A 26,267-nucleotide genomic window follows, 5' to 3' on the forward strand; every position below is an offset into this window, starting at 1 on the left:
CTATGTAACTGGACAGGATCACTATGCCGGCTTCATTCGTTCATCTACGCCTGCACACTGAATACTCCCTGGTCGATGGGCTCGTGCGGATCAAGCCGCTGGTCAAGGCCCTGACCGGCATGGGCATGCCGGCCGTTGCGGTGACCGACCAGAACAACATGTGTTCGCTGGTCAAATTCTATAAAAACACCATGGGTGCCGGGATCAAGCCGATCTGCGGCGCCGACCTGTGGCTGTCGAACAAGGACCCGGATGGTCCGCTGAGCCGCATCAGCCTGCTGGTCATGAATGCCCAGGGCTATCGCAACCTGACCGAATTGATTTCCCGTGGCTTCATCGACGGTCAGCGCAACGGCATGGTCATCATCGAGCGCGAGTGGGTCGCCGAGGCCAATGAAGGCCTGATCATGCTGTCCGCCGCGAAGGAAGGCGAGATCGGCATGGCCATGATCGGCGGCAACCCCGCCGAAGCTGAAACCCTGGCGCGCGAATGGATGGCAGTGTTCCCGGATCGCTTCTATCTGGAAATCCAGCGCACCAATCGTCCGAACGACGAAGAACAATTGCACGGCGCCGTGGCCCTGGCCGACAAGCTCGGCGCGCCGCTGGTAGCCACCAACGACGTGCGCTTCATCAAGCAGGAAGACTTCGCCGCCCACGAAACCCGCGTCTGCATCGGTGAGGGCCGGGCTCTCGACGATCCGCGGCGTTCGAAGAACTACAGCGACCAGCAGTATCTGAAAAGCGCCGAGGAAATGGCCGAGCTGTTCAGCGACCTGCCGGATGCGATCGAGAACACCGTCGAGATCGCCAAGCGTTGCAACATTGATGTGAAGCTGGGCAAGCACTTCCTGCCGGATTACCCGATTCCCGATGGCATGACCATCGACGAGTATTTCCGCAAGGTCTCGTTCGATGGGCTGGAAGAACGCCTCAGCGTGCTGCTGCCCAAGGACACCACCGAGGACTACGAGGCCAAGCGTCAGGTCTACGTTGACCGGCTGAATTTCGAGCTGGATATCATCATCCAGATGGGGTTCCCCGGTTACTTCCTGATCGTGATGGACTTTATCCAGTGGGCCAAGAACAACGGCGTGCCGGTGGGTCCTGGCCGGGGGTCGGGTGCCGGATCGCTGGTGGCCTATGTACAGAAGATCACCGACCTCGACCCACTGGAATATGACCTGCTGTTCGAACGTTTCCTCAACCCGGAACGGGTATCGATGCCCGACTTCGACGTCGACTTCTGCATGGATGGTCGCGACCGGGTGATCGACTACGTGGCCGAAAAGTACGGCCGCAACGCGGTGAGCCAGATCATCACCTTCGGTTCCATGGCGGCGAAGGCTGTGGTCCGCGACGTTGCGCGGGCCCAGGGCAAGTCGTTCGGCCTGGCCGATCGCCTGTCGAAGATGATTCCGTTCGAAGTCGGCATGACCCTGGAAAAAGCCTACGAGCAGGAAGAAATCCTGCGCGACTTCATCAAGGTCGATGAAGAAGCGGCGGAAATCTGGGAGATGGCGCGCAAGCTCGAAGGTGTGGTGCGTAACGTCGGTAAACACGCCGGTGGTGTGGTGATCGCGCCGACCAAGCTGACCGACTTCTCGCCGATCTATTGCGACGAGGCCGGCGACGGTCTGGTGACCCAGTTCGACAAGGACGACGTCGAGGCGGCCGGTCTGGTGAAGTTCGACTTTCTCGGCCTGCGGACCCTGACGATCATCGACTGGGCGCTGAAGACCATCAACCGTGACCGCGCCAAGGTCAACGAACCGCCGCTGGACATCGCGTTCATCCCTCTGGATGACAAGCCGACTTATCAGCTGCTGCAAAAAGCTGAAACCACCGCGGTGTTCCAGCTTGAATCCCGCGGCATGAAAGAGCTGATCAAAAAGCTCAAGCCCGACTGCCTCGAAGACCTGATCGCACTGGTGGCCCTGTTCCGTCCGGGCCCGCTGCAATCGGGCATGGTGGATGACTTCATCAACCGTAAGCACGGTCGCGCGGAGCTTGCGTATCCGCACCCGGATTACCAGTACGAAGGTTTGCAGCCGGTACTGGCGCCGACGTACGGCATCATCCTGTATCAGGAACAGGTGATGCAGATCGCCCAGGTCATGGCCGGTTACACCCTCGGTGGTGCGGACATGCTGCGTCGGGCGATGGGCAAGAAGAAACCCGAGGAAATGGCCAAGCAGCGCGGCGGTTTCATTGAGGGTTGTGCGTCGAACAATATCGACGCGGATCTGGCCGGTAACATTTTCGACCTGGTGGAAAAATTCGCCGGTTACGGCTTCAACAAATCCCACTCCGCCGCCTACGGCCTGGTTTCGTACCAGACCGCCTGGCTGAAAGCCCACTACCCGGCGCCGTTCATGGCCGCGGTACTGTCGGCGGATATGCACAACACCGACAAGGTTGTGACCTTGATCGAAGAAGTGCGCACGATGAAGCTGCGCCTCGACGCGCCGGACGTGAACACCTCGGAGTTCAAGTTCACGGTGAACGACGAAGGCCGCATCGTGTATGGCCTGGGCGCGATCAAAGGTGTCGGTGAAGGCCCGGTGGAAGCGATCACCGAGGCCCGTCAGGCCGGTCCGTTCAAGGATCTGTTCGACTTCTGCGCCCGGGTCGACCTCAAACGCATCAACAAACGCACGCTGGACGGTCTGATCCGCAGCGGCGCGCTGGATCGCCTCGGCCCGTACTTCCATGACGAGCAAAAGGCTTACCAGGCCAATATCGACCGCAACCGCGCCGTGCTGCTGGCGGCGATGGAAGAGGCGATCAAGTCGGCCGAGCAGACCGCGCGCACCCGCGACAGTGGTCACGCCGACCTGTTCGGCGGGTTGTTCGTCGAGGAAGACGCGGACGTTTACGCGGTCCACCGCAAGGCGAAAGAGCTGACCCTCAAGGAACGGCTCAAAGGTGAAAAAGACACCTTGGGCCTGTACCTGACCGGCCACCCGATCGACGAATACGAAGGCGAAATCCGCCGTTTCGCCCGCCAGCGCATCATCGACCTGAAACCGGCCCGGGACACCCAGACCGTGGCGGGGATGATCATCGCCCTGCGGGTGATGAAGAACAAAAAGGGCGACAAGATGGGCTTCATCACCCTCGACGACCGCTCCGGGCGGATCGAGGCATCGCTGTTCGCCGATGCGTTCCACTCCGCGCAATCGCTGCTGCAGACCGACGCAATGGTGGTGGTCGAAGGCGAGGTCAGCAACGACGATTTCTCCGGAGGCCTGCGCCTGCGGGTCAAGCGGGTGATGAGCATGGAAGATGCACGCACCAATCTTGCCGAGAGCCTGCGCCTGAAGTTGCAGACACAGGATCTGAAAGGCGATCAGCTACGCTGGTTGGGTGATTTGCTCAAGCGTCATCGCGGTGCGTGCCCGATCACCATGGAATACACCAGTCCCGATGCGAAGACCTTGCTGCAGTTTGGCGAGACCTGGCGGATTGACCCGGCGGATGCCTTGATTCAAGCCCTGCGTGACCAGTTCGGGCGAGACAACGTCTTCCTCCAATACCGTTGACCGGGAGGTGCCATCAAAGCGCCTGCCCACAACCTGAATTTTTAATCTCGACCTCAGCGCGCCTCTCCCTTAAGGTAGGGCGCGAATAGACAACCGGCCGGCCCAAGCTCATTTGGGACACGACCCAAGACGGACGCCTATGAACCCGAATTTTCTAGATTTCGAACAGCCGATCGCCGACCTGCAAGCCAAGATCGAAGAGTTGCGCTTGGTCGGTAATGACAATTCGCTGAATATCGGCGATGAGATCTCCCGCCTGCAGGACAAGAGCAAGACGCTGACCGAAGACATCTTCGGCAAGCTGACCAGCTGGCAGATCGCACGTCTGGCGCGTCACCCGAAACGTCCTTACACCCTGGACTACATCGAGCACATCTTCACCGAGTTCGACGAACTGCACGGTGACCGTCACTTCTCCGACGACGCGGCCATTGTGGGCGGCGTGGCACGTCTGGAAGACCAGCCAGTGATGGTGATCGGTCACCAGAAGGGCCGTGAAGTGCGTGAAAAGGTACGCCGCAACTTCGGCATGCCGCGTCCGGAAGGTTACCGCAAGGCCTGCCGCCTGATGGAAATGGCCGAGCGTTTCAAGATGCCGATCCTGACCTTCATCGACACCCCGGGCGCGTACCCTGGGATCGATGCTGAAGAGCGCAACCAGAGCGAAGCGATCGCCTGGAACCTGCGCGTCATGGCCCGCCTGAAAACCCCGATCATCGCCACCGTGATTGGTGAAGGTGGTTCCGGCGGTGCACTGGCGATCGGCGTGTGCGACCAGTTGAACATGCTGCAGTACTCGACCTACGCGGTGATCTCGCCGGAAGGCTGCGCTTCGATTCTGTGGAAAACCGCAGAGAAGGCGCCGGATGCTGCTGAAGCGATGGGCATCACCGCCGAGCGTCTGAAAGGTCTGGGCATCGTCGACAAGGTGATCAGCGAGCCTCTGGGCGGCGCCCACCGTGATCCGGCCGCTGCCGCAGCATCGATCCGCGCCGAGCTGAGCTCGCAACTGGCGATGCTGAAGAAGTTCGACAACGAAGCGCTGCTCAAGCGTCGTTATGATCGTCTGATGAGCTACGGTCTCTAAGTCGAGCCGTTTCGGCCAACGATGCAAAACACTGTGGGAGCGGGCTTGCCCGCGAATGCGATGTAACATTCAACAATTGTGTTGGCTGTTTCATCGCTTTCGCGAGCAAGCCCGCTCCCACATTTGGTTTGTGAAAAGGTAGAAAAATGGGTCAGCCCTCGATTGATTTGCCTTCCAGGCTTCTGCGCAATCTCATGCCCTGGCTCGGTGCTTCCCATTGGCGCATCGCCTTCTCCGGCGGCCTCGACTCCACCGTTCTGCTGCACCTCCTGGCCAATCTCGCCAAAACCGAATCCCTTCCGGCGCTAAGCGCCATTCATGTTCATCACGGCCTTCAGGCTGCGGCCGATGCGTGGCCGGCGCATTGTCAGGATGTCTGCGACGAACTGTCGGTGCCGTTGCAAGTGCAGCGTGTGCAGGTGCAGCCGGGGGCGAGTGTAGAGCGCGCGGCACGGGATGCTCGCTATGCGGCGTTCAGTGCGGCGACTCAGGCCAATGATGTGCTGCTGACCGGGCAGCATCGCGATGATCAGGCTGAAACGCTGTTGTTCCGTCTGCTGCGTGGCGCCGGCGTGCGTGGGTTGTCCGGAATGCCGGCCACGCGAGCGCTGGGGCAGGGCAGTCTGGTGCGGCCGTTGCTCGACGTCACACGTGCCGAGCTGGAAGCCTATGCGCAGGACCACGGCTTGCGCTGGGTCGAGGACCCTTCGAATCAGGATCGACAGTTTTCGCGCAACTATCTACGGCATCAGGTTCTGCCGTTGCTGAGCGGTCGCTGGCCTCAGGCGCACGCCAGCATGGCCCGCAGCGCGGCGCATCTGCGTGAGGCGCAAGGTTTACTCGATGAGCTGGCGCAAATCGATCTGGCTACTGCGAAATTGCCCGCTGAGTTCGAGTGGTCGGGATTGCCATCGCTGGAGTTTGCGGCCATCGCGAAATTGTCCGATGCCCGTCAGCGAAATGCACTCGGCCACTGGCTTCAGCCGCTGACCCGACTGCCGGATACCGACCATTGGTCGGGTTGGGTCGATGTGCGTGACGCCGGCAACGATGCCTCGCCGATCTGGCGTCTGGCGGATGGCGAGCTGCACCGAAGCGCCGGTCGCCTGTGGTGGCTCAGCGGACAATGGTTGCGTACACCGGTGGTCAGCGGCGACTGGCACGAGCCGTTGCTGGCGCTACGCTTGCCCGATAACGGACGTGTCATGTTCAGCGGTCAGACTCCCGCCGGGCCGCTGCAAGTCCGCTATCGGCAGGGCGGCGAGGTGATGCATCTGGCGGATCGCGGTCATCGTGATCTCAAGCGCCTGCTTAATGAGCGCGCGGTGCCGGGCTTCGTGCGTGGCAGATTGCCGCTGCTGTTTCGCGGTGAAGAATTGCTCGCCGTGGCGAACCTGCCGGGGCTCGACGGCCATGTGCTGGAAGGCTGGCGATTGCATTGGCAGCCTTCGGACGAAGATCAAGGTTTGAGATGAAGGGGGCATTCCGGTAGACTACGCTCCCTTCTTGATACAACTTCTGTGGATTCGCCTGAATTGCAGGAGTTGCCGATTACCAAGCAGTCTTTGCTGGGCGATTCCAAAAAATGTGTAGCGAGCAACGTACCGGTGTTTTCACTTCCGGTCTGTCCCAACGCGGCGGTTTTTTTGAAAGGTGCACTGTGATTAATGCAGGTGATCGGGGGCTTCGGCCTTCCTTCGCTTTCCCCGGCGGCTCGGACCGCTTTAACGCAGACTTCTAGGGTTTTTCATGACGCGCTACATATTCGTCACGGGCGGTGTTGTTTCTTCTTTGGGGAAAGGCATTGCATCGGCTTCATTGGCGGCCATCCTGGAGGCGCGGGGGCTTAAGGTCACCATGCTGAAGCTGGATCCGTACATCAACGTCGACCCGGGCACCATGAGCCCGTTCCAGCACGGTGAAGTGTTCGTCACCCACGACGGCGCCGAGACCGACCTGGACCTGGGCCACTACGAGCGGTTCATCCGCACGACCATGACCCAGAACAACAACTTCACCACCGGCCGTGTCTACGAGCACGTGCTGCGCAAAGAGCGCCGTGGTGACTACCTGGGTGCAACCATCCAGGTGATTCCGCACATCACCGACGAAATCAAGCGTCGCATCATCAAGGGCGCCGGCGATGCCGACGTGGCGCTGGTGGAAATCGGCGGTACCGTGGGTGACATCGAATCGCAACCGTTCCTCGAAGCCATCCGCCAGCTGCGTGTGGAAGTCGGCTCCAAGCGCGCGATGCTGATGCACCTGACCCTGGTTCCGTACATCGCCACCGCTGGCGAGACCAAGACCAAGCCGACCCAGCACTCCGTGAAGGAACTGCGTTCGATCGGCCTGCAACCAGACGTGCTGATCTGCCGCTCCGACCATCCGGTGGATGTGTCGTCGCGTCGCAAGATCGCGCTGTTCACCAACGTTGAAGAGCGTGCGGTGATCTCCCTGGAAGACGTCGACACCATCTACAAGATCCCGGCCGTACTGCACGCCCAGGGTCTGGACGATTTCGTCGTCGAGCGTTTCGGCCTGCAATGCAATGGCGCCGACCTGTCCGAGTGGGAAAAGGTCGTCGATGCCAAGCTGAACCCGGAGCACGAAGTCACCATCGCGATGGTCGGCAAGTACATGGAGCTGCTGGATGCCTACAAGTCGCTGATCGAAGCGATGAGTCATGCCGGCATCACCAACCGCACCAAGGTCAACCTGCGCTACATCGATTCCGAAGACATCGAGAACCAGGGCACCGCGCTGCTGGAAGGCGTCGACGCGATCCTCGTACCGGGCGGCTTCGGTCTGCGCGGCGTGGAAGGCAAGATCACTGCCGTTCAGTACGCTCGCGAAAACAAGGTTCCGTACCTGGGTATCTGCCTGGGCATGCAAGTGGCGGTCATCGAGTTCGCCCGTAACGTGCTGGGCTGGAAAGACGCCAACTCCACCGAGTTCGATCGTGCCAGCGGCCATCCGGTTGTCGGCCTGATCACCGAGTGGGAAGACGCTACCGGTGCCGTTGAAGTGCGTACCGAAGCGTCCGACCTGGGCGGCACCATGCGCCTCGGCGCTCAGGAATGCCTGCTCGAAGCCGGCTCCAAGGTGCACGACTGCTACGGCAAGGATGTGATTGTCGAACGTCACCGTCACCGTTACGAAGTGAACAACAACCTGCTGCCGCAAATCATTGAAGCCGGCCTGAAGATTTCCGGTCGTTCTTCCGATGCCGCGCTGGTTGAAGTGGTCGAAGCGCCGGATCATCCATGGTTCGTCGCTTGCCAGTTCCACCCTGAGTTCACCTCGACGCCACGCGATGGCCATCCGCTGTTCAGCGGCTTCGTCAAAGCGGCATTGGCTCAACACCAGAAGAAGGCGTAACCACGATGGCACAGAAGATCATCCGCGTCGGCGACATCGAGATCGCCAACGACAAACCCATGGTGCTGTTCGGCGGCATGAACGTGCTGGAAAGCCGTGACATGGCCATGCAGGTTTGCGAAGAGTACGTGAAGGTCACCGAAAAACTCGGTATCCCTTACGTGTTCAAGGCCAGCTTCGACAAGGCCAACCGTTCTTCTGTGACCTCCTATCGCGGTCCTGGCCTGGAAGAGGGTATGCGCATCTTCCAGGACATCAAACAAGCCTTCGGTGTGCCGATCATCACCGACGTCCACGAGCCTGATCAGGCTGCGGTCGTCGCCGAGGTCTGCGACATCATCCAGCTGCCGGCCTTCCTGTCGCGCCAGACCGATCTGGTCGTCGCGATGGCCAAGACCAATGCCGTCATCAACATCAAGAAAGCCCAGTTCCTCGCGCCTCAGGAAATGAAACACATCCTGAACAAGTGCGTGGAGGCGGGTAACGATCAGTTGATCCTCTGCGAGCGCGGTTCGAGCTTCGGCTACAACAACCTCGTGGTCGACATGCTCGGCTTCGGCATCATGAAGCAGTTCGAGTACCCGGTATTCTTCGACGTGACCCATTCGCTGCAGATGCCTGGCGGTCGTTCCGATTCCGCCGGCGGTCGCCGCGCCCAGGTCACCGACCTGGCCAAGGCTGGCATGAGCCAGTCGCTGGCGGGCCTGTTCCTCGAAGCGCACCCGGATCCCGACAACGCCAAATGCGACGGCCCTTGCGCCTTGCGTCTGGACAAACTGGAGCCATTCCTGGCCCAGCTCAAAGCCCTGGACGAACTGGTGAAGAGTTTTCCGACGGTAGAAACCGCGTAAACCTCAATTCTCCGGTAAAGTACCGCACGATTTGTCGCTCATGCCCTCGGGTATGAGCGTTGTCGTCTGCAAGCTGCCCGCTGCACACCACTTGCCGACGGTAAAAAGATTTCCTCTAGCTGCGTCGTTTTCGTCAACTTTGGAGTGTTTACAACAATGGCAAAAATCGTCGACATCAAAGGTCGTGAAGTTCTCGACTCCCGTGGCAATCCCACCGTGGAAGCGGACGTGCTTCTCGACAACGGCATCATCGGCAGCGCCTGTGCGCCGTCCGGTGCATCCACTGGCTCGCGTGAAGCGCTCGAGCTGCGTGATGGCGACAAGAGCCGTTACCTGGGCAAGGGCGTGCTCAAGGCGGTAGCCAACATCAACGGTCCGATCCGCGATCTGCTGCTGGGCACCGACCCAAGCGACCAGAAAGCCCTGGATCACGCGATGATCAAGCTGGACGGTACTGAAAACAAAGCGACCCTGGGCGCCAACGCCATCCTCGCCGTATCCCTGGCTGCGGCCAAGGCGGCTGCGCAAGATCAGGACCTGCCGCTGTACGCACACATCGCCAACCTGAACGGCACTCCGGGTGTGTACTCGATGCCGGTTCCGATGATGAACATCATCAACGGTGGCGAACACGCCGACAACAACGTCGACATCCAGGAATTCATGGTTCAGCCGGTTGGCGCCAAGTCCTTCTCGGAAGGTCTGCGCATGGGCACCGAGATTTTCCATCACCTCAAAGCTGTGCTGAAGGCCCGTGGCCTGAGCACCGCCGTCGGTGACGAAGGTGGTTTCGCGCCGAACCTGGCGTCCAACGAAGACGCACTGAAAGTGATCTCCGAAGCTGTTGCCAACGCCGGTTACAAGTTGGGCACCGACGTGACCCTGGCTCTGGACTGCGCAGCCAGCGAATTCTTCGAAGACGGCAAGTACAACCTGTCCGGCGAAGGCCAGGTGTTCACCGCTGAAGGTTTCGCCGACTACCTGAAAGGTCTGACCGAGCGTTACCCGATCATCTCGATCGAAGACGGTCTGGACGAGTCCGACTGGGCTGGCTGGAAGATCCTCACCGACAAGATCGGCGAGAAGACCCAACTGGTCGGTGACGACCTGTTCGTGACCAACACCAAGATCCTGAAAGAAGGCATCGATAAAAAGATCGCCAACTCGATCCTGATCAAGTTCAACCAGATCGGCACCCTGACCGAAACCCTGGAAGCCATCCAGATGGCCAAGGCTGCCGGTTACACCGCCGTGATCTCGCACCGCTCCGGCGAAACCGAAGACTCGAGCATTGCCGACCTGGCCGTGGGTACTTCGGCTGGCCAGATCAAGACCGGTTCGCTGTGCCGTTCCGACCGTGTTTCCAAGTACAACCAACTGCTGCGTATCGAAGAGCAGTTGAATGGCAAGGCCAAGTACAACGGTCGCAGCGAGTTTCGCGGCTGAGCAGTAAATGATAGAAAGACACCGGATTGTGTCGGAAAAGTCGTGACAGCGATGGATTTGCCACTAATCTGATGCCTTATATGCACAAGCCTGGATATTCCAGGCTTCGTGCTATCAGATGCTTCAAAGTTTTGGCGTGGCTGTCTTTTTTCACTGGATACCTGATATTCGATGCGCAGTCCTTACTGGTTGTTTCTCGTTTTGCTCTTGCTGCTGGCCGGTCTGCAGTACCGCCTGTGGGTGGGCAATGGCAGTCTGGCGCAAGTCGCCGAACTGAATCAGCAGATTGCTGATCAACACGCCGAGAACGAAGCCTTGTTGGAGCGCAACCGGGTGATGGACGCTGAAGTCAGCGAGTTGAAGAAGGGCATGGAGACCGTTGAAGAGCGGGCTCGTCACGAACTGGGCATGGTCAAGGACGGCGAGACCCTTTACCAGTTGGCCCAATGATCGACTCCCTGCCGGCCTTCTGGGCCGTGATTCCTGCCGCGGGCGTCGGTGCCCGAATGGCCGCGGACCGTCCCAAGCAATACCTGCAACTGGGCGGGCGCACAATTCTCGAACACAGCCTCGGCTGTTTCCTCGATCACCCGAGCCTCAAGGGCCTGGTGGTCAGTCTTGCCGTTGATGATCCTTATTGGCCGAACCTGGCCAGCGCCAGCGATCCGCGTATTCAGCGGGTCGACGGTGGTGCCGAACGTTCCGGCTCGGTGCTCAACGCCTTGCTGCATCTGCATGCGCAAGGTGCCGACGACGAGGACTGGGTGCTGGTGCACGATGCGGCACGACCGAACCTGAGCCGTGACGATCTCGACAAATTGCTTACTGAACTGGCGAACGATCCGGTCGGCGGCTTGCTGGCCGTGCCGGCGCGCGACACCCTGAAACGGGTCGACAAGCACGGTCGTGTGGTGGAAACCGTGGATCGCAGCGTGATCTGGCAGGCCTACACGCCGCAGATGTTCCGCCTCGGTGCCTTGCACCGTGCACTGGCCGACAGTCTGGTGGCTGATGCTGTGATCACCGATGAAGCCTCGGCAATGGAGTGGGCCGGCATGGCGCCGCGTCTGATCGAAGGTCGTGCGGACAATCTCAAGGTCACTCGGCCTGAAGATCTGGAATGGCTGCGCCAGCGCTGGACCAACCGTCGTTAAATCCGATACTCAGGCCGTTCGGCCAAACCTTCCTTGAGAAAGTCCACCAGTTTGCGCACCTTCGGCGACAAGTGCCGCTGCTGCGGATACAACGCCCACACCGCTGTATTCGGCGGTTGATGCGCCTCCAGTAAAGAAATCAACGCGCCGCTGTGCAGATGCTCCAGCACGTAATAGTCCGGCAACTGACACAGTCCGACGCCTTGCAGTGCGGCATCCAGCACCGCTTGCCCACTGTTGCAGCGCCAGTTTCCCTGTACCCGCTGGGAAAATTCCCGCCCGTTTTGTTCAAGCTGCCAGATGTCCGAGCTGCCGATCAGGCAATTGTGCCGTCCCAGTTCCGACAAACTGTGTGGGCGCCCGTACCGTTCCAGGTAGGAAGGCGACGCACACAGATACATGCGCCGGGGTGCCAGTCGGGTCGCTACAAGCCGGGAATCCTGAAGTCGACCAAGACGGATCGCCAGATCCAGGCCTTCATGCACAAGATCGAGCTGGCGGTTGGTCAATTCAATGTCGATGCGCAGTTGCGGGTAGTGCCCCATGAACCGGGTCACCAGCGGCACGATGAAGCGTTCGCCATAGGCCACGGCGCAGGTCATGCGCAGCATGCCTTTGGGTTCGCTGGTCAGATCGCCGACTGCACGCAACGCTTCTTCACGACCGTCTTGCAGACGCTGGCAATGTTGCAGGAAAGTCTGACCCGCCTCGGTCAGCGTGACGCGTCGGGTACTGCGATACAGCAGTCGCGTCTGCAAACGCTCCTCCAGCCGTACGATTTGGCGACTGATGTGCGAGGAGGAAACGCCCAGGCGTTCCGCAGCGGCAGTGAATTGGCTGCATTCGGCAACGGCGACGAACTCGTCGATGCCTTCCCAGCGGTTTTCGGACATGGGGATTATCCCTGTATGGCAATAATGTTTTGCTTTTGCCCGGATTATTCATCAAGCAGCGCTGAACTACACTGACCGTCTGGTTTTTTATTCAATGGATTCACAGGAGAGTCAGCATGATCAAGTCGCGCGCCGCCGTTGCCTTCGAGGCCAAGAAGCCGCTGGAAATCGTAGAAGTCGATGTCGCCATGCCCAAGGCCGGTGAAGTATTGCTGCGCGTGGTGGCTTCCGGGGTTTGCCACACTGACGCTTACACCCTGTCCGGCGCGGACCCGGAAGGTATCTTCCCGTCGATCCTCGGCCACGAAGGCGGCGCCATCGTTGAAGCGATCGGCGAAGGCGTGACCTCGGTGGCCGTCGGCGACCATGTGATTCCGCTGTACACCCCGGAATGTGGCCAGTGCAAATTCTGTAAGTCGGGCAAGACCAACCTGTGTCAGGCCATTCGGGCCACCCAGGGCAAGGGCCTGATGCCGGACGGCACTTCGCGCTTTTCCTACAAGGGCCAAACGATTTTCCACTACATGGGTACTTCGACCTTTTCCGAATACACCGTGCTGCCGGAAATCTCCGTGGCCAAGATCTCCAAGGATGCACCGCTGGAAAAGGTCTGCCTGCTCGGTTGCGGCGTGACCACCGGTATCGGTGCGGTGATCAACACCGCCAAGGTGAAGCCGGGTGACACCGTGGCCATCTTCGGTCTCGGCGGCATTGGCCTGTCGGCCGTGATCGGTGCAGTGAAGGCCAAGGCCTCACGGATCATCGCCATCGACATCAACCCGGCCAAGTTCGAAATCGCCAAACAATTGGGCGCTACCGACTGCGTGAACCCGAAAGATTTCGATCGTCCGATCCAGGAAGTGATCGTCGACATGACCGACGGTGGCGTCGACTTCTCCTTCGAATGCATCGGCAACGTGCAACTGATGCGCGCGGCCCTCGAGTGCTGCCATAAAGGTTGGGGTGAGTCGGTGATCATCGGTGTTGCCGGCGCCGGCCAGGAAATCGCCACCCGTCCGTTCCAACTGGTGACCGGTCGCGTCTGGCGCGGTTCGGCGTTCGGTGGCGTGCGTGGCCGGACCGAACTGCCAAGCTATGTCGACATGGCGCAAAGCGGCGAAATCCCGCTGGATACCTTCATCACCCACACCATGGGCCTGGAAGACATCAACAAAGCCTTCGACCTGATGCACGAAGGCAAGAGCATCCGCACCGTCATTCATTTCTGATCAATCGCGATACGACGGCTGCCGATGTGCAGCCGTGGCTGCGTAGGAGTCTTACATGAGTCTGGAAAACATCTCCTGTCAGAAAAGTTTCGGCGGTTGGCACAAGCGCTATCGCCATCGCTCCGAAGTGCTGGGCTGCGACATGGTGTTTGCCGTGTATCTGCCGCCCCAGGCAGAGCAGGGCGGCAAGCTGCCGGTGCTGTACTGGCTGTCGGGCCTGACCTGCACGGACGAGAACTTCATGCAGAAGGCCGGTGCCATGCGCATGGCGGCTGAACTGGGGCTGATCATCGTGGCCCCGGACACCAGTCCGCGCGGCCCGGATGTACCGGGTGATCCCGACGGGGCCTGGGATTTCGGTCTCGGTGCCGGGTTTTATCTGAATGCCACGCAGGAACCCTGGTCGCGGCACTATCGGATGCATGACTACGTTGTGCAGGAATTGCCGTCACTGGTTGAAGCGCATTTCCCGGCGTCGGACAAACGCAGCATCAGCGGCCATTCCATGGGTGGTCACGGTGCGCTGGTCTGTGCGTTGCGCAATCCGGGGCGTTATCAGTCAGTGTCAGCGTTCTCGCCGATCAATAATCCGATTGATTGTCCGTGGGGCCAGAAAGCGTTCTCCCGCTATCTGGGCGAAGACCGTTCGAAGTGGCGCGAGTGGGATGCCTGTGCGCTGATCGCCGAGGCGGACGAAAAGCTGCCATTGCTGGTCGATCAGGGTGACCGCGACGATTTCCTCGCCACCCAACTCAAACCGGAAGCCCTGCAACAAGCCGCAAAACAAGCGGGCCACCCGCTGACGTTGCGTCTGCAACCGGGCTACGACCACAGCTATTTCTTCATCGCCAGCTTCATTGACGACCACTTGCAGCATCACGCGCGCGCCCTCAAGGCCTAATGCAGGTAGAATCACGCCCTGACAAAATTCGGGGCGTTTTTTTATGCGTATTGGCCACGGCTATGATGTGCACCGTTTCGCTGAAGGCGATTTCATTACTCTGGGCGGCGTGCGAATCGCACACGGCTTCGGGCTGCTCGCTCACTCCGACGGTGACGTCCTGCTGCACGCCTTGAGCGACGCCTTGCTTGGCGCGGCGGCGCTGGGTGATATCGGCAAGCATTTCCCGGACACCGACCCGCAATTCAAGGGCGCCGACAGCCGAGTGTTGCTGCGTCACGTGGTCAGTCTGATCCACGCCAAAGGCTGGAAGGTCGGCAACGTCGACAACACCATCGTTGCCCAAGCGCCGAAAATGGCCCCTCATATCGAATCGATGCGCGCGCTGATTGCCGCGGATCTGCAAGTAGAACCGGATCAAGTGAACGTGAAAGCCACCACCACCGAGAAGCTCGGCTTCGTCGGTCGCGAAGAAGGCATTGCCGTGCATTCCGTTGCCTTGTTGCTGCGCGCATGAACGAACTGCAACTGCTCGGCCCGCGGGCCTATGGCGATGCCCTCGGCACCGCGGTCCTGAAAGCCATCGCCGAAGATTTCCAGGTCGATGAAGTCCTCGACATTCCGTTCAGCGGTAACGGCGAGCACCTGTGGATCTGGGTCGAGAAGCGCGGCCTGAATACGGAAGAGGCCGCACGCCGTATCGCCAAGGCCGCCGGCGTGCCGCTACGCACGGTGAGTTACGCCGGTCTGAAAGACCGTCAGGCGCTGACCCGGCAGTGGTTCAGCGTGCAATTGCCGGGCAAGGCCGATCCGGATCTGTCGGCGGCGGAAAACGACACGCTGAAAATCCTCAAGACCACTCGCCACAAGCGCAAGCTGCAACGCGGTGCGCATTCGGCCAACGGTTTCACGCTGCGTCTGACTCAGTTCAATGGCGACAAGGCCGCCATCGACGAGCGTCTGCAACTGATTGCCAAACAGGGCATCCCGAATTACTTCGGCGCCCAGCGTTTCGGCCATGACGGTGGCAACGTTGTCGATGCCCGCTCCTGGGCCGCGCGCAAGGCACTGCCGGAGCAGCGCAATGTGCGCTCGCGCCTGCTGTCGACCGCGCGCAGTTTTCTGTTCAATCAGGTGCTCGCAGCACGGGTCGCCGATGGCACCTGGCAGCGTGCCCAGGTCGGCGATCTGCTGGCGTTCACCGATAGCCGCAGCTTTTTCCCGGCCGGTGAAGCCGAGTGCAGTGATCCGCGTCTGGCGATTCTCGACCTGCACCCGACCGGTCCGCAGTGGGGCGAAGGTGACTCGCCGGCGGCCGGGGTTGTCCATGATCTGGAGCAGGGGATTGCCGCACGCGAGGCGGATCTGCGCGATTGGTTGATTAATGCCGGTATGAGCCACGAACGTCGCATCCTGCGGCTGCCCATTGGCGGGTTGACGTGGCATTATCCCGAGCCTGACATTCTGCAACTGGAATTCGTCCTCCCGGCCGGATGCTTCGCCACCGTATTGGTGCGCGAACTCGTTGATCTGGTGCCGGTGGGGCAGACGGACAGCCCATGCGTATTCTGATTTCTAACGACGATGGGGTGACTGCGCCCGGTCTTGCCGCGCTTTATGCTGCGCTGGCGGATTACACCGAGTGCGTGGTTATCGCCCCGGAACAGGACAAGAGCGGTGCCAGCAGTTCGCTGACACTCGATCGTCCGTTGCACCCGCAATACCTGGCCAACGGCTTTATCAGCCTCAATGGTACGCCGACCGACTGCGTTCATCTGGGGCTCAATGGTTTGCTTGAACGTGAGCCGGACATGGTGGTGTCGGGGATCAACCTGGGCGCCAACCTGGGTGATGACGTGCTGTATTCCGGGACCGTGGCAGCCGCCCTCGAGGGCCGCTTTCTCGAGCGCCCGTCGTTTGCCTTCTCGCTGGTTTCGCGGCAGGTCGACAACCTGCCCACGGCCGCCTACTTTGCGCACAAACTGGTCGAAGCCCATGCCGGGCTCGATCTGCCTCCGCGCACGGTATTGAACGTGAATATTCCGAATCTGCCGATCGATCACATTCGCGGCATTCAACTGACCCGTCTCGGCCATCGCGCCCGTGCGGCGGCGCCGATGAAAGTCGTGGACCCGCGCGGCAAGGCCGGTTACTGGATTGCAGCGGCAGGTGATGCGGAAGACGGCGGGCCGGGCACCGATTTCCACGCGGTGATGCAGGGTTACGTATCCATCACTCCGTTGTTGCTCGATCGCACCTTCAATGATGCCTTCAGAGGTCTCGACGGCTGGCTGGAGGGGCTCAATTAATGGCTCGTGAACAAGACGACAGGCTGCGCAGCGGCATCGGGATGACGTCCCAGCGAACCCGCGAGCGCCTGATCCAGCGTCTGTATGAAGAGGGCGTTTCCAACGCCAGCGTGCTGGAAGTGATCCGTCGCACCCCGCGGCACCTGTTCGTCGATGAAGCGCTGGCGCACCGGGCCTATGAGGACACCGCGCTGCCGATCGGCAACAACCAGACCATTTCCCAGCCTTATATGGTTGCGCGCATGAGCGAGCTGCTGCTGGAGGCCGGGCCGTTGGATAAAGTGCTGGAGATCGGCACTGGTTCCGGTTACCAGACAGCGGTGCTATCGCAACTGGTCGAGCGGGTGTTCTCGGTGGAGCGCATCAAGGTGCTGCAGGATCGGGCCAAGGAACGCCTGGTCGAGCTCAACTTGCGCAACGTGGTGTTTCGCTGGGGCGATGGCTGGGAAGGCTGGCCGGCGCTGGCGCCGTACAACGGCATCATCGTCACGGCAGTCGCCACCGACGTGCCTCAGGCGTTGCTCGACCAACTGGCACCGGGCGGGCGGATGGTGATCCCGGTCGGCTCTGGTGAAGTGCAGCAATTGATGCTGATCGTGCGTGAAGAAAACGGCTTCTCCCGACACGTTCTGGGGGCGGTGCGTTTCGTGCCATTGCTTAATGGCCCGCTGGCCTGAGCATTTGTTCGAAGCCGCTGAATTCCTTTCGCGCGTGCCTGTCTTACAGCGGCAGCGAGTGTTTAAACAGGACGGATCGTCTACAAGCAAACGTGTGCGCCGAGCGATAGCGCTTCTATAAAGGTAAAGCCGGTTGCGCCCGTTATACTTGCGAAGTTTCATGCCGGAATCGGTATTCCACATTTTTCAGCCACCACAAAGGGAGCGGCGGGTGAGTCTCACAGTCATTGCGCAGCGTATGGGTAACACGAGCTTTCAGCGCCTGGTGACTGGCCTTGTCTTGAGCACCTTGCTGGTCGGTTGCTCCAGCACAAAATCGAGCAACGTTCGGGTCGTCGATCGCAACAATACGGTGGCCCAGCGTCCGGTCGTGACGACCGGGCAGTATGTAGTCCGTCCGGGCGATACCCTGTTTTCCATCGCTTTTCGCTACGGCTGGGACTACAAAGCCCTCGCCGCCCGGAACAATATTCCTACGCCATACACGATACATCCGGGTCAGACGATTCGCTTCGACGGCCGTACCGGTTCAACGTCGACGGCGGTCGTCAGCAACTCCGGTTCTTCAGCGTCTTCGTCCAGCAAAACCACGGTTATCCGGCGCCAGGCAAATGGCACGACAACCACCACAACCACGGGTTCCGGTGCGGCTTCGACGACGGTTGTACCGTCCGTCGCCAACAAGGCAACACCCGCTCCACTGCCTCCACCGGGCCCGGCCCCGACCGGCTGGGGATGGCCATCTAATGGCATTCTCATTGGAAAATTCTCTTCAAACGGTAGTTTGAATAAAGGAATTGATATCGCCGGAGATTTGGGACAGCCTGTTTTAGCTGCGTCTGATGGGACGGTGGTATACGCCGGGAGTGGCTTAAGGGGCTACGGCGAATTGGTCATCATCAAACACAGCGAAACCTACGTCAGTGCTTACGGACACAACCGTCGGCTGTTGGTACGGGAGGGGCAGCAGGTCAAGGTCGGACAGACAATTGCCGAAATGGGGTCAACGGGTACAGACCGGGTGAAACTGCATTTTGAGATTCGCCGACAAGGTAAACCTGTAGATCCGCTGCAGTTCCTGCCAAGACGTTGATTTGCAGACCAGCCTGTTCCGTCACGTAGAGGGGACAGGCTCCAGCGTTGCCAAGGATAAAGGCGTCGCTTGAGCTTGGGGTCGAACTCACCAAAGGACTATAACAATGGCTCTCAGTAAAGAAGTGCCGGAGTTTGACATCGACGATGAGGTTCTCCTGATGGAGACCGGCATCGATTCGGATTCGATGTCGAATGATGAAGGGGCTGCTCCACCTTCCGTTCGTGCCAAATCCAAACACTCCGCTTCACTTAAACAACATAAGTACATCGATTACACTCGGGCACTTGATGCCACGCAGCTGTACCTCAACGAAATCGGCTTTTCCCCTCTGCTCTCCCCGGAAGAAGAAGTTCATTTTGCGCGCTTGTCGCAAAGTGGCGATCCTGCCGGGCGCAAGCGCATGATCGAAAGTAACCTGCGGCTGGTGGTCAAAATCGCCCGGCGTTACGTCAATCGGGGGCTGTCGCTGCTGGATCTGATCGAAGAGGGCAACCTCGGATTGATCCGCGCGGTGGAAAAGTTCGATCCCGAGCGCGGCTTCCGCTTCTCGACCTACGCGACCTGGTGGATCCGTCAGACCATCGAACGCGCAATCATGAATCAGACCCGGACCATCCGGTTGCCGATCCATGTAGTCAAGGAGCTCAACGTGTACCTGCGGGCTGCACGGGAGCTGACGCAAAAGCTCGACCACGAACCTTCACCCGAAGAAATTGCCAACCTGCTGGAAAAACCGGTGGGCGAGGTCAAGCGCATGCTGGGCCTGAACGAGCGGGTTTCTTCGGTCGACGTCTCGCTGGGTCCGGATTCGGATAAAACCCTGCTCGACACCCTGACGGATGACCGTCCGACCGATCCGTGCGAACTGCTGCAGGATGACGACCTGTCGCAGAGCATCGATCAATGGCTCTCGGAGCTGACCGACAAGCAACGCGAAGTGGTGGTACGCCGCTTCGGTCTGCGCGGTCACGAGAGCAGCACGCTGGAGGATGTAGGCCTGGAGATCGGCCTGACCCGGGAACGGGTGAGACAGATCCAGGTGGAAGGCCTCAAACGCCTTCGGGAAATTCTCGAGAAAAACGGCCTGTCGAGCGAGTCGCTGTTTCAATAAGCCGCCCGCCTGACCGCTATGCAGAAAGCCCCGACTGGTTCGGGGCTTTTTGTTTGTGTGCTGAAAGCGGGAGGCATTCCCACCTTGTAGGTTTGCGCTGTAAGCCTTTGCTGACTGTATCGTAAGTGTTCGTTATTTTTACACTGCTGCCGAAGGCGATTGCGCTCATCGATGATCAATAAGATATTGATTTATATGGTTATTTTTGAATGTTAAGGGCTTATGACAACAGGTTCATGCGCTGAGAGCCGGTTGCCTCCTGCGGGGAACTCGCTAGTATCTGGGTTGTGTCGACGGATAGACACGCCCTTCAAGGAAGAGGGGAATGGACATCGCAGGACGCGATTCATCAGGACGATGAAAAGGAACACAGGGAATAGGGAAAAAATGTGGGCGGGTCAAACCGCCCCTTTTTTTGCCTGAAGAAAAGCCAAACCCGCAAAAATAAAAAGGCCCGCGAGGGGCCTTTTCATTCGAACGCGGGACAGATCAGCGTTCGAGGTCTTTGATCTTGCCTTTGACGCCATCCCACTCTTCGGCATCCGGCAGCGATTCTTTCTTCTCGGTGATGTTCGGCCAGATTTCGGCCAGCTCGACGTTCAGCTGAATGAATTCCTGCATTTCTTCCGGAACTTCGTCCTCGGAGAAAATGGCCACGGCCGGGCATTCCGGTTCGCACAGGGCGCAGTCGATGCACTCATCCGGGTGAATCACCAGGAAGTTCGGGCCTTCGTAAAAGCAGTCCACCGGACAGACTTCTACGCAGTCGGTGTACTTGCACTTGATGCAGTTGTCGGTGACGACGAAGGTCATTTCTAATTTTCTCCTCAGGCGGCGGCAGCGTTGCCCCTTCACGGTTGGGGTCGCCAGGTTCGGGAGCGATGTCTGCCAGCCAGGCTATTAGCCAGCAGCATCCCAAACCGCGCGAGATTCTAACAGCTTGAAGCCGTTTGCGTTATATCCGGTTCGTCGGTGCTTAGATCCGGTTCTTTAGTGCATAGAGCATTTCGAGTGCACGACGCGGTGTGACGTCATCCAGATCCAGCTTGGCCAACTCATCCAGCACCGGGTGCGGCAGGCTGGCGAACATGTCGCTCTGCTGCGGCGTCGCCGGTTTGCCCTTGACGGCCGGTTTTGGCGCCTCATGCGGCAGCGCGGTATCTTCCAGGCGGCTCAAGTGCTCACGAGCACGTACGATCACTTCGCTTGGCACACCGGCCAACTGTGCGACCGCGAGGCCGTAACTCTGGCTTGCCGGCCCCGGCAACACATGGTGCAGGAACACGATGCGTTCGTTGTGCTCGGTAGCGTTGAGGTGCACGTTGGCCACCAGCGGTTCGGCTTCCGGCAACACAGTCAGTTCGAAATAGTGTGTCGCGAACAGAGTATAGGCCCGCAATTGCGCCAGACGCTCAGCCGCTGCCCAGGCCAGGGACAGGCCGTCGAAGGTGCTGGTGCCGCGACCAACTTCGTCCATCAGTACCAGGCTGCGCTCGGTAGCGTTATGCAGAATGTTCGCGGTCTCACTCATTTCCACCATGAAGGTCGAACGCCCACCGGCGAGGTCATCGCTGGAACCGATCCGGGTAAAGATCCGGTCCACCAGCGACAGTTCGCAACTCGCTGCCGGCACAAAGCTGCCGATATGTGCCAACAGCACGATCAGTGCAGTCTGGCGCATGTAGGTGGATTTACCGCCCATGTTCGGACCGGTGATCACCAGCATGCGGGTGTTGTCGTCCAGGCTCAGGTCGTTGGCCACGAACGGTGTGGTCAGTACTTGCTCGACTACCGGGTGACGGCCCTGGGAGATGCGCATGCACGGTTCGCTGACGAAGGTCGGGCAATTCAGGTCGAGATTCAGCGCGCGTTCGGCGAGGTTGCTCAGCACGTCCAGTTCGGCGAGAGCCGAGGCGGTGTCCTGCAATGGGGGCAACTGGCTGATCAGATCTTCCAGCAATGCTTCATAAAGCATCTTCTCGCGGGCCAGGGCACGGCTCTTGGCCGACAGTGCCTTGTCTTCGAACTCTTTCAGCTCTGGCGTGATGAAGCGCTCGGCACCTTTGAGGGTCTGACGGCGAATGTAATCTGCGGGCGCCGACTCGGCCTGCTTGCTCGGCAGTTCGATGAAGTAACCGTGGATGCGGTTGTAGCCGACTTTCAGGTTGGCGAGGCCGGTGCGGGCCTTTTCCCGGGCTTCCAGATCAATCAGGAACTGGCCGGCGTTTTCGCTCAGCGACTGCAGCTCGTCGAGCTCGCTGTCGTAACCGGTTTTCAGCACGCCGCCGTCGCGGATCACCGCCGGCGGGTTGTCGATGATGGCTTTTTCCAGCAGCGCCGCCAGTTCCGGGTAAGTGCTGGTGGTGGTCGCCAGGCGTTGCAGGTGCGGCGCTTCCAGGTCAGCCATTGCCACTTGCAGTTCAGGCAACGCGCCGAGTGCATCACGCAGGCGGGCGAGGTCGCGAGGGCGGGCATTGCGCAGGCCGATCCGTGCCAGGATCCGCTCGATGTCGCCGATTTCCTTGAGTTGCGGTTGCAGGTTTTCAAAGCGATAGCGATCGAGCAGGCAAGTGATCGAGGTCTGGCGCGCCAGCAACACGGTCAGGTCGCGCAGTGGACGGTTGAGCCAGCGGGTCAGCAAGCGGCTGCCCATGGCGGTCTGGCAACGGTCGACCACCGATTGCAGGGTGTTGTCGCGGCCACCGGCCAGGTTGGTGTCGAGTTCCAGGTTACGGCGGCTGGCGCCGTCCAGCACCACGGTGTCGTCCAGCCGTTCATGACGCAGGCTGCGCAGATGGGGCAGGGCGGTGCGCTGGGTTTCCTTGGCATACGCCAGCAGGCAACCGGCGGCACCGATCGCCAGAGTCAGGGTTTCGCAGCCAAAACCTTTCAGGTCCTGGGTGGAGAATTGCTGGCAGAGACTTTTCAGCGCCGAATCACGCTCGAAATCCCACGGCGCGCGGCGACGAACGCCACGGCGTTTTTCCGCCGGCAGATCCTTCGGCCAGTCATCCGGGATCAGCAACTCGACCGGGTTGACCCGCTCCAGCTCCGCCAGCAGGTTTTCCCAGCCCTTGATCTCCAGCACGGTGAAGTTGCCGCTGGTGATGTCCAGCACCGCCAGGCCGAACAGGCGCTCGTCGCCCAGCACCGCCGCGATCAGGTTATCGCGACGCTCATCCAGCAACGCCTCGTCACTGACCGTACCCGGGGTGATGATCCGCACCACCTGACGTTCCACCGGGCCTTTACTGGTGGCCGGGTCGCCGACCTGTTCGCAGATCACCACCGACTCGCCGAGCTTGACCAGCTTCGCCAGGTAGCCTTCCGCCGCGTGATACGGAATCCCGCACATCGGAATCGCCTGACCCGCCGACTGCCCGCGCGCGGTCAGGGTGATGTCCAGCAACTTGGCCGCCTTCTTCGCGTCTTCGTAGAAGATCTCGTAGAAGTCGCCCATGCGGTAGAACATCAGCTGGTCCGGGTGCTGATTCTTCAGGCGCCAGTACTGCTGCATCATCGGGGTGTGGGAGGACAGGTCGGAGACGGCTTTATTCATCGGATTGTCAGGCAACTCGTTCAAAGGTGTGGGGCAAAAGCGCGGCAGTGGCCGGGCTTTTCCGCGATGGGCGCAAGGTTACCATGGGCGGTCTGTCGGACGCAGGCATCGCGGCCGGGTGACAGCTATATGGCGCAAAAAGCTCGACTATGCACGATTTATGCAAATCAGCATTTGTCTTCGCGAAAAACTTCAAGCACTATGCGCGTTATGCAAAAACGCAACGTATCTACCGTCTTAAGAGCACTGCTCGACCAGCACGGGATCTCCCCCACGGAGCTCCACCGTCGCACCGGCGTGCCTCAATCCACGCTCTCGCGGATTCTCAGCGGGAAGATCGTCGATCCTTCGGATAAACACATCTCGAAGATCGCCGAATACTTCGCCGTGAGCACCGATCAGTTGCGCGGGCGCGCGGATGTTGCGCCCGTCGCCGCCAACGGCGGACGCGACGAGTTGCATTCCGAACTCAAGGACATAAGCCTGTGGGACGACGACACCCCCGTCGATGACGACGAGGTGTCGGTACCCTTTCTTCGCGAGGTTGAATTGGCTGCTGGATCAGGAAGATTCGTCATCGAAGAGAGCGAACGCTCGAGCCTGCGCTTCGGCAAGCGCAGCCTGCGCCATAACGGTGTGCAGTTCGATCAGGCCAAATGCGTGACGGTACGGGGCAACAGCATGTTGCCGGTGCTGCGCGACGGCGCCACGGTCGGGGTCAATGCCGGCAAGTGCGGGATCGGCGACATCATCGATGGCGACCTTTATGCGATCAACCACAACGGTCAACTGCGGGTGAAGCAGCTCTATCGCCTGCCTACCGGTATCCGCCTGCGCAGCTTCAACCGCGATGAACACCCGGACGAGGACTACAGCTTCCAAGACATGCAGGAAGAGCAGATCGTCATCCTCGGTCACGTCTTCTGGTGGGGCATGTACGCCCGGTAACCTGATTCCTTTCTGACAAAACCCGCCTAGGCGGGTTTTTTTTTCGCCTGTAGAAAACCCGCCAACCCTTGAATGGCGGGGCTTTCATGCATTCGCGCATTTTAAGTGCATAAATAAATGCATTTACGCATTGACTGTATATGCATCCATGCATATTCTTGCCACCAAGCCGCTCGACAAAGCGGCTGGTAACAACAGCTCTTTAGTTCCACAAGAACAGGCAGCGATGAACCGGCCTCAACGGTTCAGAGGGTTGGCAACTGACCCGGGTGTGCAGCGTAAAGCACCAGAAGCAGTTATCCGGCGGGCAGGGACCGCGGTCGGAAAAACAATTTGAATGGACTCGTACCGCGCCAGTAGCGCCGAAAAGTCAGCTTCCTTCACGTACACAGAATTGAAGGAAGGCGAAGGAGCGCATTACTGAAAAGCCCGGCGAGCTGCCGGGCTTTTTGGAATGCCTACCTCAAGAGAAACCGATTGAACCCAACACACACTATTCATCCATCACACCAGGAGGCGTGACATGACAAACGAGCAACAAGCGTTGGCGGACATGCCGATCTGGCTGGTCATTCTGCTCGCCTTGGTGGGCGGCGTATCCGGCGAAATGTGGCGCGCTGACAAGGAGGGCGCCCGCGGTTGGGCGTTGATCCGGCGTCTGGCTTTGCGTTCCGGGGCCTGCGTTATCTGCGGGGTGTCGGCGATCATGCTGCTGTATGCCGCCGGTATGTCCATCTGGGCCGCGTGCGCGATCGGTTGCCTGACGGCCATGGCCGGCGCCGACGTGGCCATCGGTCTTTATGAACGCTGGGCTGCCAAGCGCATTGGCGTCTGCGAAATCCCGCCCCGCGACTCACAGTAAACCCTTCACTTTCCTGCCTCGCTGCACTGCGTGCGGCGGGACTTCGCGTGGACATCAGAAAAAGGAGGTCAAGCATGCCCACACCGATCCAGCAGCCTTCGCAGCTGTTCACGGCGATGGCGACAGCCTTGCGCAACAGCGCCGAGCTGAACGTGCAGGTCGGCAATCACGATGACTTCACGGCCCCCGGCGACAAGGCCTGGGTGTTGATCGACATCGAGCGAAACGCACCGGGGGAGCGCGCCGCCAACGGACGCATCGCTCACGTGCTGACGCTGTCGCTGCAAGTCATTCCGGCGCTGTCCGCCACGGCGTTTGCTGCCTGCGACCTGATCGCCGCCTTAAAGAGTCTGGTCACCGACAACCGCTGGGGCTTGCCCGGCGATCAATGCGATCTGCCGATGAACATCGATGGAATGCCGTCATTGCTCATCCGCGCCGACCAGCCGAACAAAGCCTGGACCCTGTCGTTCAACCAGACCCTCTACCTCGGCCCGACCCTGCTGGACGACCCGCTCGGTACACCGAAATTCGCCCGCACCTGGGAAGTCAGCGACATCGACGATCCCGACCAATACACCACGCTGGAGGCCTGACCGATGTTCGACGCGTTACTGCGAATGCAGCTGGGTCCGATCATCGAGCGCCTGGCGGAGATGGAAGCGGAGATCGAAGACCTGCACCGGCGCGCCGAGAGTTATTGCCGCATCGGTATCTGTCAGGACGTCGACGCCGCCAGTAACACCTGCAGGGTCAGCCACGGTGGATTGCTCACCCCGGCCATCAAGTTCTTCAACCCGAGTGCCGGCGCGCAGAGCGAGTCGCGGATCCCGACGGTGGGCGAACAGTGTCTGCTGTTCAACTACGGCAGCGGTGAAAGCGGCGCGCAAAGTGTGGCGCTGTTCGGCCTGAACAGTGACCGTTTTCCACCGACCTCGACGGTGCCGACGTTGACTCGTCGTGTTCATCAGGATGGCAGCGAAAGCGGCTACGACGACGCGACGCACACCCTGCATTGGCAAAACGGTCCGGCCGCCTTCAACGGTTCTCGCGAGTCGCTTGAGCTGAGCATCGGGCCGGCACGGCTGGCGATGACCCCGCAAGCGATCAACCTGCAACTGGGCGCCGTCGGCCTGACCATCGACGCCTCTGGCGTGCACTTCAGCGGTCCGCTGGTGGATCACCAGGGCCGCGTCATCAGCCCCTGAATCAAGAGCT

General features: G+C 60.0%; 23 protein-coding genes. 20 read left to right on the forward strand and 3 right to left on the reverse strand.

Annotated elements, in window-relative coordinates; genetic code table 11:
• Positions 1-23: 23 nt before the first annotated feature.
• The 8 genes from dnaE (at position 24) to ispD (ending at position 11,464) form a co-directional block, all read left to right on the forward strand.
• Entirely contained in the window at positions 24-3,545 is a 3,522-nt protein-coding gene (gene dnaE, locus PDR5_RS05695; RefSeq protein WP_039769683.1) for a DNA polymerase III subunit alpha, read from the forward strand.
• Between the two features lie 139 nt (positions 3,546-3,684).
• Positions 3,685-4,632 carry an acetyl-CoA carboxylase carboxyltransferase subunit alpha gene (locus PDR5_RS05700; protein ID WP_011332694.1) on the forward strand — a complete coding sequence of 316 codons (948 nt, stop codon included), beginning with the start codon at positions 3,685-3,687 and terminating at the stop codon, positions 4,630-4,632.
• 146 nt (positions 4,633-4,778) lie between these two features.
• A complete protein-coding gene (gene tilS / locus PDR5_RS05705) occupies positions 4,779-6,107 on the forward strand; it encodes a tRNA lysidine(34) synthetase TilS (RefSeq protein WP_064593794.1) in 1,329 nt (442 codons plus the stop codon).
• A gap of 274 nt (positions 6,108-6,381) precedes the next feature.
• On the forward strand, positions 6,382-8,013 hold the full coding sequence (locus PDR5_RS05710) for a CTP synthase (protein WP_011332696.1): 1,632 nt from the start codon (positions 6,382-6,384) through the stop codon (positions 8,011-8,013).
• 5 nt (positions 8,014-8,018) lie between these two features.
• On the forward strand, positions 8,019-8,864 hold the full coding sequence (gene kdsA / locus PDR5_RS05715) for a 3-deoxy-8-phosphooctulonate synthase (RefSeq protein WP_007954807.1): 846 nt from the start codon (positions 8,019-8,021) through the stop codon (positions 8,862-8,864).
• A gap of 156 nt (positions 8,865-9,020) precedes the next feature.
• Positions 9,021-10,310, forward strand: a complete 1,290-nt coding sequence (gene eno / locus PDR5_RS05720) for a phosphopyruvate hydratase (RefSeq protein ID WP_064593797.1) — start codon at positions 9,021-9,023, stop codon at positions 10,308-10,310.
• 171 nt (positions 10,311-10,481) lie between these two features.
• A complete protein-coding gene (gene ftsB / locus PDR5_RS05725) occupies positions 10,482-10,760 on the forward strand; it encodes a cell division protein FtsB (RefSeq protein WP_003222158.1) in 279 nt (92 codons plus the stop codon).
• Positions 10,757-11,464, forward strand: coding sequence for a 2-C-methyl-D-erythritol 4-phosphate cytidylyltransferase (gene ispD / locus PDR5_RS05730; RefSeq protein ID WP_064593799.1), 708 nt, complete (start codon positions 10,757-10,759; stop codon positions 11,462-11,464). The genes ftsB and ispD overlap by 4 nt, the downstream gene beginning before the upstream one ends.
• Here ispD and PDR5_RS05735 read toward each other — a convergent pair.
• A complete protein-coding gene (locus PDR5_RS05735; protein ID WP_007954817.1) occupies positions 11,461-12,357 on the reverse strand; it encodes a LysR substrate-binding domain-containing protein in 897 nt (298 codons plus the stop codon). The two genes, ispD and PDR5_RS05735, sit on opposite strands and share 4 nt — an antisense overlap.
• Positions 12,358-12,473: 116 nt before the next feature.
• On the opposite strand from PDR5_RS05735, the gene PDR5_RS05740 reads away from it, so the two are divergent.
• From PDR5_RS05740 to rpoS, 8 genes are all read left to right on the forward strand, one after another.
• A complete protein-coding gene (locus tag PDR5_RS05740; RefSeq protein WP_007954819.1) occupies positions 12,474-13,586 on the forward strand; it encodes an S-(hydroxymethyl)glutathione dehydrogenase/class III alcohol dehydrogenase in 1,113 nt (370 codons plus the stop codon).
• Positions 13,587-13,641: 55 nt separating this feature from the next.
• Positions 13,642-14,487 carry an S-formylglutathione hydrolase gene (fghA, locus tag PDR5_RS05745; protein ID WP_064593801.1) on the forward strand — a complete coding sequence of 282 codons (846 nt, stop codon included), beginning with the start codon at positions 13,642-13,644 and terminating at the stop codon, positions 14,485-14,487.
• A 43-nt stretch (positions 14,488-14,530) separates the two neighbouring features.
• Positions 14,531-15,004: a 2-C-methyl-D-erythritol 2,4-cyclodiphosphate synthase gene (gene ispF / locus PDR5_RS05750; RefSeq protein ID WP_064593803.1), complete on the forward strand. Its 474-nt coding sequence runs from the start codon at positions 14,531-14,533 to the stop codon at positions 15,002-15,004.
• Complete coding sequence (gene truD / locus PDR5_RS05755) at positions 15,001-16,059, forward strand: tRNA pseudouridine(13) synthase TruD (protein WP_064593805.1); 1,059 nt, start codon at positions 15,001-15,003, stop codon at positions 16,057-16,059. The genes ispF and truD overlap by 4 nt, the downstream gene beginning before the upstream one ends.
• On the forward strand, positions 16,047-16,796 hold the full coding sequence (surE, locus tag PDR5_RS05760) for a 5'/3'-nucleotidase SurE (RefSeq protein WP_064593809.1): 750 nt from the start codon (positions 16,047-16,049) through the stop codon (positions 16,794-16,796). The genes truD and surE overlap by 13 nt, the downstream gene beginning before the upstream one ends.
• 41 nt (positions 16,797-16,837) lie before the next feature.
• On the forward strand, positions 16,838-17,473 hold the full coding sequence (locus tag PDR5_RS05765; RefSeq protein WP_170844894.1) for a protein-L-isoaspartate(D-aspartate) O-methyltransferase: 636 nt from the start codon (positions 16,838-16,840) through the stop codon (positions 17,471-17,473).
• A 211-nt stretch (positions 17,474-17,684) separates the two neighbouring features.
• Complete coding sequence (locus tag PDR5_RS29105) at positions 17,685-18,566, forward strand: peptidoglycan DD-metalloendopeptidase family protein (protein WP_082934363.1); 882 nt, start codon at positions 17,685-17,687, stop codon at positions 18,564-18,566.
• Between the two features lie 106 nt (positions 18,567-18,672).
• Positions 18,673-19,680, forward strand: a complete 1,008-nt coding sequence (rpoS, locus tag PDR5_RS05775; protein WP_007954831.1) for an RNA polymerase sigma factor RpoS — start codon at positions 18,673-18,675, stop codon at positions 19,678-19,680.
• A 489-nt stretch (positions 19,681-20,169) separates the two neighbouring features.
• Here rpoS and fdxA read toward each other — a convergent pair whose 3' ends face one another.
• Both fdxA and mutS read right to left on the reverse strand, forming a co-directional pair.
• Complete coding sequence (gene fdxA / locus PDR5_RS05780; RefSeq protein ID WP_007908827.1) at positions 20,170-20,493, reverse strand: ferredoxin FdxA; 324 nt, start codon at positions 20,491-20,493, stop codon at positions 20,170-20,172.
• A 163-nt stretch (positions 20,494-20,656) separates the two neighbouring features.
• On the reverse strand, positions 20,657-23,239 hold the full coding sequence (gene mutS / locus PDR5_RS05785) for a DNA mismatch repair protein MutS (protein ID WP_064593811.1): 2,583 nt from the start codon (positions 23,237-23,239) through the stop codon (positions 20,657-20,659).
• A gap of 210 nt (positions 23,240-23,449) precedes the next feature.
• Here mutS and PDR5_RS05790 point away from each other — a divergent pair, with 210 nt between their 5' ends.
• The 4 genes from PDR5_RS05790 (at position 23,450) to PDR5_RS05805 (ending at position 26,257) form a co-directional block, all read left to right on the forward strand.
• On the forward strand, positions 23,450-24,187 hold the full coding sequence (locus tag PDR5_RS05790; protein ID WP_064593813.1) for a LexA family transcriptional regulator: 738 nt from the start codon (positions 23,450-23,452) through the stop codon (positions 24,185-24,187).
• A 523-nt stretch (positions 24,188-24,710) separates the two neighbouring features.
• Positions 24,711-25,049 (forward strand): phage holin family protein, encoded by a 339-nt coding sequence (locus PDR5_RS05795; protein WP_064593815.1) that lies wholly within the window; start codon positions 24,711-24,713, stop codon positions 25,047-25,049.
• 74 nt (positions 25,050-25,123) lie between these two features.
• On the forward strand, positions 25,124-25,645 hold the full coding sequence (locus PDR5_RS05800) for a hypothetical protein (RefSeq protein ID WP_064593817.1): 522 nt from the start codon (positions 25,124-25,126) through the stop codon (positions 25,643-25,645).
• A 3-nt stretch (positions 25,646-25,648) separates the two neighbouring features.
• Positions 25,649-26,257, forward strand: coding sequence for a phage baseplate assembly protein V (locus PDR5_RS05805; RefSeq protein WP_064593819.1), 609 nt, complete (start codon positions 25,649-25,651; stop codon positions 26,255-26,257).
• Positions 26,258-26,267 lie beyond the last annotated feature (10 nt).

Source organism: Pseudomonas sp. DR 5-09, from assembly GCF_001655595.1.
In the GTDB taxonomy this organism is placed as follows: Bacteria; Pseudomonadota; Gammaproteobacteria; order Pseudomonadales; family Pseudomonadaceae; genus Aquipseudomonas; species Aquipseudomonas pharyngis.

Coding starts and splice junctions, on each gene's coding strand:
- rpoS (WP_007954831.1), top strand. CDS start 18,673: ATGGCTCTCAGTAAAGAAGTGCCGGAGTTTGACATCGACGATGAGGTT.
- PDR5_RS05700 (WP_011332694.1), top strand. CDS start 3,685: ATGAACCCGAATTTTCTAGATTTCGAACAGCCGATCGCCGACCTGCAA.
- ispD (WP_064593799.1), top strand. CDS start 10,757: ATGATCGACTCCCTGCCGGCCTTCTGGGCCGTGATTCCTGCCGCGGGC.
- PDR5_RS05765 (WP_170844894.1), top strand. CDS start 16,838: ATGACGTCCCAGCGAACCCGCGAGCGCCTGATCCAGCGTCTGTATGAA.
- eno (WP_064593797.1), top strand. CDS start 9,021: ATGGCAAAAATCGTCGACATCAAAGGTCGTGAAGTTCTCGACTCCCGT.
- truD (WP_064593805.1), top strand. CDS start 15,001: ATGAACGAACTGCAACTGCTCGGCCCGCGGGCCTATGGCGATGCCCTC.
- PDR5_RS05790 (WP_064593813.1), top strand. CDS start 23,450: ATGCAAAAACGCAACGTATCTACCGTCTTAAGAGCACTGCTCGACCAG.
- PDR5_RS05805 (WP_064593819.1), top strand. CDS start 25,649: ATGTTCGACGCGTTACTGCGAATGCAGCTGGGTCCGATCATCGAGCGC.
- dnaE (WP_039769683.1), top strand. CDS start 24: ATGCCGGCTTCATTCGTTCATCTACGCCTGCACACTGAATACTCCCTG.
- PDR5_RS05710 (WP_011332696.1), top strand. CDS start 6,382: ATGACGCGCTACATATTCGTCACGGGCGGTGTTGTTTCTTCTTTGGGG.
- PDR5_RS05735 (WP_007954817.1), bottom strand. CDS start 12,357: ATGTCCGAAAACCGCTGGGAAGGCATCGACGAGTTCGTCGCCGTTGCC.
- tilS (WP_064593794.1), top strand. CDS start 4,779: ATGGGTCAGCCCTCGATTGATTTGCCTTCCAGGCTTCTGCGCAATCTC.
- PDR5_RS05795 (WP_064593815.1), top strand. CDS start 24,711: ATGACAAACGAGCAACAAGCGTTGGCGGACATGCCGATCTGGCTGGTC.
- ispF (WP_064593803.1), top strand. CDS start 14,531: ATGCGTATTGGCCACGGCTATGATGTGCACCGTTTCGCTGAAGGCGAT.
- mutS (WP_064593811.1), bottom strand. CDS start 23,239: ATGAATAAAGCCGTCTCCGACCTGTCCTCCCACACCCCGATGATGCAG.
- PDR5_RS05800 (WP_064593817.1), top strand. CDS start 25,124: ATGCCCACACCGATCCAGCAGCCTTCGCAGCTGTTCACGGCGATGGCG.
- fdxA (WP_007908827.1), bottom strand. CDS start 20,493: ATGACCTTCGTCGTCACCGACAACTGCATCAAGTGCAAGTACACCGAC.
- PDR5_RS05740 (WP_007954819.1), top strand. CDS start 12,474: ATGATCAAGTCGCGCGCCGCCGTTGCCTTCGAGGCCAAGAAGCCGCTG.
- ftsB (WP_003222158.1), top strand. CDS start 10,482: ATGCGCAGTCCTTACTGGTTGTTTCTCGTTTTGCTCTTGCTGCTGGCC.
- kdsA (WP_007954807.1), top strand. CDS start 8,019: ATGGCACAGAAGATCATCCGCGTCGGCGACATCGAGATCGCCAACGAC.
- fghA (WP_064593801.1), top strand. CDS start 13,642: ATGAGTCTGGAAAACATCTCCTGTCAGAAAAGTTTCGGCGGTTGGCAC.
- surE (WP_064593809.1), top strand. CDS start 16,047: ATGCGTATTCTGATTTCTAACGACGATGGGGTGACTGCGCCCGGTCTT.